We start from the raw sequence: 5,205 nt of genomic DNA on the forward strand, positions 1-5,205 counted from the left end.
GGGCGGCACCACGTCGGGAATGCGCACCGCCTCTTCGGCAACGGCGGTGGCCTGTTGTGCACGGCGCGCGCCGCTGCCCCGCAGCCAGCGGATCCACCAGGGCGAGGTGACCAGCAGTGCCAGCACCAAGGCCCCGACCAGGCCCCACAGCATCCACTCCGCAATCTGCGCAGGCAGCTGCGGACCCTTGCGCTCGCCGCGGTCTTCGCGATCTTTCGCGTCCTCTTCCTTTTTTTCCTTTTCGGGGTTGTCCTTCCGCTCCCACGTGGTGACCTCGCGGGTGGGGGTGATCAGTGGATCCTCGTACGCACGCTGTACCGCCTGGCGGAAGCCGGCCGTGTCGGGCCTGGGACCGCCAAAAATCACCTCGGCGGTGTTGGACGGGTCGTCTGCCGGAACTGCCGGTGCTTCGTCGCTTTCCTCTTCGTCCTCGTCGTAGTAGCTGTCGTCGTCGCTGTCGTGCGTGTCCGGAGCCGCGCACTGCGGCGTCTCTGCGTTGGCATCCTGTGCGTGCAGGCCGCCCAGCGGCCATACCAGCACCAGGGCCAGCACCAGCAGCGGCGCGGCCTGCTGCAGGCGGTCGCGCAGACGTCGGAACGCGATCTCCACGTCCCAGGCTTCCATCTCGGTACGGCGGTTGAGGTAGAGCGCGAAGCCGGCCCCGGCATGGAACGGGCTGATCAACGTGGCCGCGATCCAGAAGAACAGGTTCACCCCGAGCCTGGTCCACGGAGGCATCAGTTCAGTGACCATCTCCCACGCTGCGCGCCAGGAGTCGGACAACAGATCAAACGGCACGAACATGAAAATGCAGGCGATCAGCCCGACCACGATCACCAGTTCGAACACCATGCATACGGTGGTCAACAGCGCGGCATGGCTGAAGGCGCTGCTCAGGATGGCGCGCCGGCGCTGGCTGCGGTGGGTGGCGTCGCTGCCTTCCAGCAGATTCACCGGCAGCAGCAGGGAACGGAACGGACTGAAGCGCCGCCAGCCCAGGTAGCCCCAGAAGCCGCTCCAGCCCCAATGACGCTGCGCGCGCAGGGTCTGCCACGGGCTGGGTTCGTCGCCGAACACGCCGCGCGACATCACGTACAGCGCGATGCGGTCGGCCACCGGCTTGAGCCACCACATCAGCAGCCAGGCGAGGAAGAATCGGTCGGTCCACCACGCCACGGCGTTGACCGCCGCGAACAAGGGCAACCCGACGTACAGCAGCGGCAACCAGATGGCGCGCGCATGGCGGCGCGCCAATGCCGTACCCAGCTCCATCGCCTCCCATTCCGAACGGGCGCGCAGCATGACGTTGAGCTGGTCAATGCGCATGGCCGCTCCCGCGTCCACCGCGCCACAGCCAAACGAACACCAGCGCCCACAGCACGCCGGCCACGCTGTACTTGCCCCAGGCCGGTACTTCGGCGATGGAGGACCAGAACGCTTCAATGAAGGCCGCCACCAGCAGCATGAAGGCTACGCCGAGGCACAGCTTCGCGCCGATGACGCCGCCTTCCACCAGCGCATCGATGCGCCGACGCCGGCCCGGGGCCAGCAGTTTCATGCCCAGCTGCAGGCCGGCACCGCCGGCAATGACAATGGCGGTGAGCTCGAACGAACCATGCCCGCAGACGAACCGCCAGAACGGATCGCCGTGGCCGATATGCTGCAGGTGGCCGGCCACCGCGCCAATGGTCAGCCCGTTGTAGAACAGCACGAACACGGTGCCCACGCCGGCCAGCAGACCGCTGGCAAAGGTGCGCAGGCCGATGCTGATGTTGTTCATGATGTAGTAGCCGAACATCATCCAGTCGGTGCCGCTGTCACGGCCCAGACGTGGCGCGCTGGGGTCGTACATGCGCTCCATTTCGCCCACCTGGCCCGGGTCCATCAGCATGTGGATGACATCCGGATGCCATTGGATCAGCGCGAAGCTGCCCACCAGCGGCAGCACGAACAGCGCGGTAGCCACCCACATGCTGCGCGCCTGGCTGCGCACCAGCTGCGGGAAATCGGCCAGCAGGAACTCCAGCGCCCGACGCCAGCGTGCCGGCGGGGTGCGGTACAGCAGGCCATGGCCCTGCTGCATCAGCTGCTGCAGGCGTGCCACCAGCTGCGGGCTGTAGCCGCGTTTGCGGGCCAGCGCCAACTGCTGGCACAGCCGGCGGTAGCGCTGTGGAAAGTCCTCGTCGTTGAGCAGCTGCGGGTCGGGCGTGCGGCGCGCGCGCGGACCGGCACTGCCACGCAGCACCAGCCAGCGCTCCAGCGCCAGCCACTCTTCCTGGTACCGGGCCACGAACTGTTCCTGCCTCATCGACGCCCCAGCAGCCAGTTGGCCATCGCATACAGACGCAGCACGCCGACCTGGCCCTGCGCGTCCGTGAGGTCGCCGGCAATCGTGGCCAGTTCCTGCTGGCGGGCACTGGACAGACGCGGCGCACGCTCGGCAAACGCCACCACCGCGGCCTGCTCAGCCGGCTGCAATGGCTGCGGCGGTGCCAGCACGGTGTCGATGGCCAGCGTCGTGGCGAATGGCGGCGCGACGTCGTGTACCACCACGGTGCCGGCGACCAGGTCGCCCAGGCGGCGGCCGTGCGGGTCGAACAGGCTCGACAGCAGCCCCAGTGCGTAGCCGAACGGCAGCATGTCCACGGTGCGCAGCAGGTTGCGGGTGATTGACGCCATCCAGCCGATCGGCGCGCCGTCCTGGGCGACCACGCGCAGGTGGAGCACGCGCTTGCCCAGCGTGCGGCCCCAGATCGCCTCCTGCACGATGGTGTAGGCCCACATGGTCAGGAACATCAGGCAGGCGTAGAGCCCTTGGCCGAAATCGCCGAGGAACGCCAGCGGAATGCTCATCAGCAGCAGGCCGAACACGCGGACTGCGAAGTCGATGCCCCAGGCCAGCGCACGCGGGATCGGTCCGGCGGCCGGCAGGTGCAGCGGCACGCCTTCGGGCGTGATCACTTCACGGTAGGTGTCCAGCATCAGTGCGCTCATGCGCACCTGGTGGAGTTGGGGTGCCGGAATCCTCTCCGGACGGCGGCCAACGGCATGGGGGTCTCGACAGCTTCCTGGTCGGAGCCCGACTTTACCACGGGTCGCGCCGGTTGCCCGCGACACGCCATGTGCGGCAGGTTGCCTGTGACACGCCATGTAGAGCCGGGCTTGCCCGGCTGCTCTTCGCGGAGATGCCGACCGTGTCACATCCCCAGATATTTGTCCTTCAGCCGCACGTAGTGATCAGCCGAGTAATGCAGCGACTCGATTTCCTTCTCGCTCAGCCGCCGCGCCGGGCGCGCCGGATTGCCCACCCACAACTCGCCTTCGCCCACCACCTTGCCCGGCCCGACCACCGCGCCGGCCCCGACAAAGGCATGCTTGGCCACGGTGGCCCCGTCCAGGATGCAAGCGCCCATGCCGATCAGGCTGTAATCACCAATGGTGCAGGCGTGGATGATGGTGCCGTGGCCGACGGTGACGCCTTCGCCGATCAGGGTCGGGTGCCCGGCCTTGTTGTACGGGCTGTGGTGGCTGACGTGGATGATGGTCCCGTCCTGGATGTTGCTGCGCGCACCAATGCGCACGTGGTTTACATCACCACGGATGACGCAGCCCGGCCAAACCGAGACGTCCTCGCCCAGCACCACGTCGCCGATGATGGTGCAGGCGGGATCGATGTAGGCGCGTTCGCCGACAGTCGGAAAAGTGTCGAGGAAAGGGCGCAGGGGGGACATGGCAGGCTCCGGTAAAGGCAGATCCGCATGATACCCGTGCAGCCACGCAGGGCGTGGCTCTACGTCGCTGTTGGGATCGCGGTGACGCGCATGGCGCGTCACTACGCGGGCGTGCGATCCGTGGCGCGCCGTCAGGCGACGCGCGAACGCCGTGCGCGCTCCAGATGCACCAGCAGCAGCGAGATCGCTGCCGGCGTCATGCCGGGAATGCGCTGCGCCTGGCCGATGGTCTGCGGGCGTACGCGCTCGAGCTTCTGCTGCACCTCGGCCGACAGCCCGCGCACGCTGGCGTAATCGAAAGCGGCGTCGATGGCGGTGTTCTCATGCCGCTGCTGGCGCTCGATTTCCTCGCGCTGGCGATCCAGGTAGCCGGCGTACTTGACGCCGATCTCCACCTGCTCGGCCACCTTGGCATCGGCCACGCCCGGGCCGAGCGACGGCACCTGCATCAGCTTGGCGTAGTCCAGTTCGGGACGCTTGATCAGATCCAGCACATTGGTCTCGCGGCTGACCGCCACGCCCAGCGTGGCTTCTACTTCGCGGCCGAGCGCGTTGCCCGGCGTCGCCCACAGCGCCTTCAACCGGGCCGACTCGGCCGCCACCGCGTCCTGCTTGGCCTGGAACGCGTTCCAGCGGCGGTCGTCGACCACGCGCAGTTCGCGACCCTTGCCGGTCAGGCGCACGTCGGCGTTGTCCTCGCGCAGCTGCAGCCGGTACTCGGCGCGGCTGGTGAACATGCGGTATGGCTCGGTGGTGCCATGGGTGATCAGGTCATCGACCAGCACGCCCAGATAGGCTTCGTCGCGGCGCGGGCACCAGCCGGCTTCATCGCGCACGCGGCGCGCGGCATTGAGACCGGCCAGCAGGCCCTGCGCGGCGGCTTCCTCGTACCCGGTGGTGCCGTTGATCTGGCCGGCGAAGAACAGGCCGGACACGGCCTTGGTCTCCAGCGTGTTGTTCAGACCACGCGGGTCGAAGAAGTCGTACTCGATCGCGTAACCCGGCCGGGTGATATGCGCGTTCTCGAAACCGCGCATGCTGCGCACCAGGGCCAGCTGCACGTCGAACGGCAACGAGGTGGAAATGCCGTTGGGGTAGATCTCCACCACGTCCAGCCCTTCGGGCTCGACGAAGATCTGGTGGCTGGCTTTCTCGGCAAAGCGCACCACCTTGTCTTCAATGGACGGGCAGTAGCGCGGGCCGATGCCTTCGATCTGACCGCTGTACAGCGGGCTGCGGTGCAGGGCGCTGCGGATGATTTCGTGGGTGTGCTCGCTGGTATGGGTGATCCAGCAGCTCACCTGCGCCGGGTGTTCGGACACATCGCCCAGGAAGGACATCACCGGGCGCGGGTCGTCGCCCGGCTGTTCTTCCATCAGGCTGTAGTCCAGCGAACGACCGTCGATGCGCGGCGGGGTGCCGGTCTTGAGCCGGTCGATCGCGAATGGCCGCTCGCGCAGACGCGCGGCCAGCG

General features: G+C 67.7%; 5 protein-coding genes. All 5 read right to left on the bottom strand.

The genetic code is table 11. The features are described from left to right. A partial coding sequence (locus tag EGJ34_RS20340) for a DUF4129 domain-containing protein (protein WP_125362246.1) occupies positions 1 to 1,326 on the bottom strand: 1,326 nt, incomplete at its 3' end. Then, positions 1,316 to 2,308, bottom strand: a complete 993-nt coding sequence (locus tag EGJ34_RS20345) for a stage II sporulation protein M (protein ID WP_125362247.1) — start codon at positions 2,306 to 2,308, stop codon at positions 1,316 to 1,318. The genes EGJ34_RS20340 and EGJ34_RS20345, both read right to left, overlap by 11 nt. Continuing rightward, positions 2,305 to 2,994 (bottom strand): RDD family protein, encoded by a 690-nt coding sequence (locus tag EGJ34_RS20350; RefSeq protein ID WP_125362248.1) that lies wholly within the window; start codon positions 2,992 to 2,994, stop codon positions 2,305 to 2,307. The genes EGJ34_RS20345 and EGJ34_RS20350 overlap by 4 nt, the downstream gene beginning before the upstream one ends. Positions 2,995 to 3,197: 203 nt before the next feature. Further along, a complete protein-coding gene (locus tag EGJ34_RS20355) occupies positions 3,198 to 3,731 on the bottom strand; it encodes a gamma carbonic anhydrase family protein (RefSeq protein WP_125362249.1) in 534 nt (177 codons plus the stop codon). 131 nt (positions 3,732 to 3,862) lie between these two features. Next, the coding region (mnmG, locus tag EGJ34_RS20360) for a tRNA uridine-5-carboxymethylaminomethyl(34) synthesis enzyme MnmG (protein WP_125362250.1) at positions 3,863 to 5,205 on the bottom strand (1,343 nt) is incomplete at its 5' end.

Source organism: Stenotrophomonas sp. 278 (assembly GCF_003935715.1).
In the GTDB taxonomy this organism is placed as follows: Bacteria; Pseudomonadota; Gammaproteobacteria; order Xanthomonadales; family Xanthomonadaceae; genus Stenotrophomonas; species Stenotrophomonas maltophilia_AH.

What these genes read in the sequence shown, in the direction of transcription:
- EGJ34_RS20345 (WP_125362247.1), bottom strand. Translation starts at nt 2,308, where the DNA reads ATGAGGCAGGAACAGTTCGTGGCCCGGTACCAGGAAGAGTGGCTGGCG.
- EGJ34_RS20350 (WP_125362248.1), bottom strand. Translation starts at nt 2,994, where the DNA reads ATGAGCGCACTGATGCTGGACACCTACCGTGAAGTGATCACGCCCGAA.
- EGJ34_RS20355 (WP_125362249.1), bottom strand. Translation starts at nt 3,731, where the DNA reads ATGTCCCCCCTGCGCCCTTTCCTCGACACTTTTCCGACTGTCGGCGAA.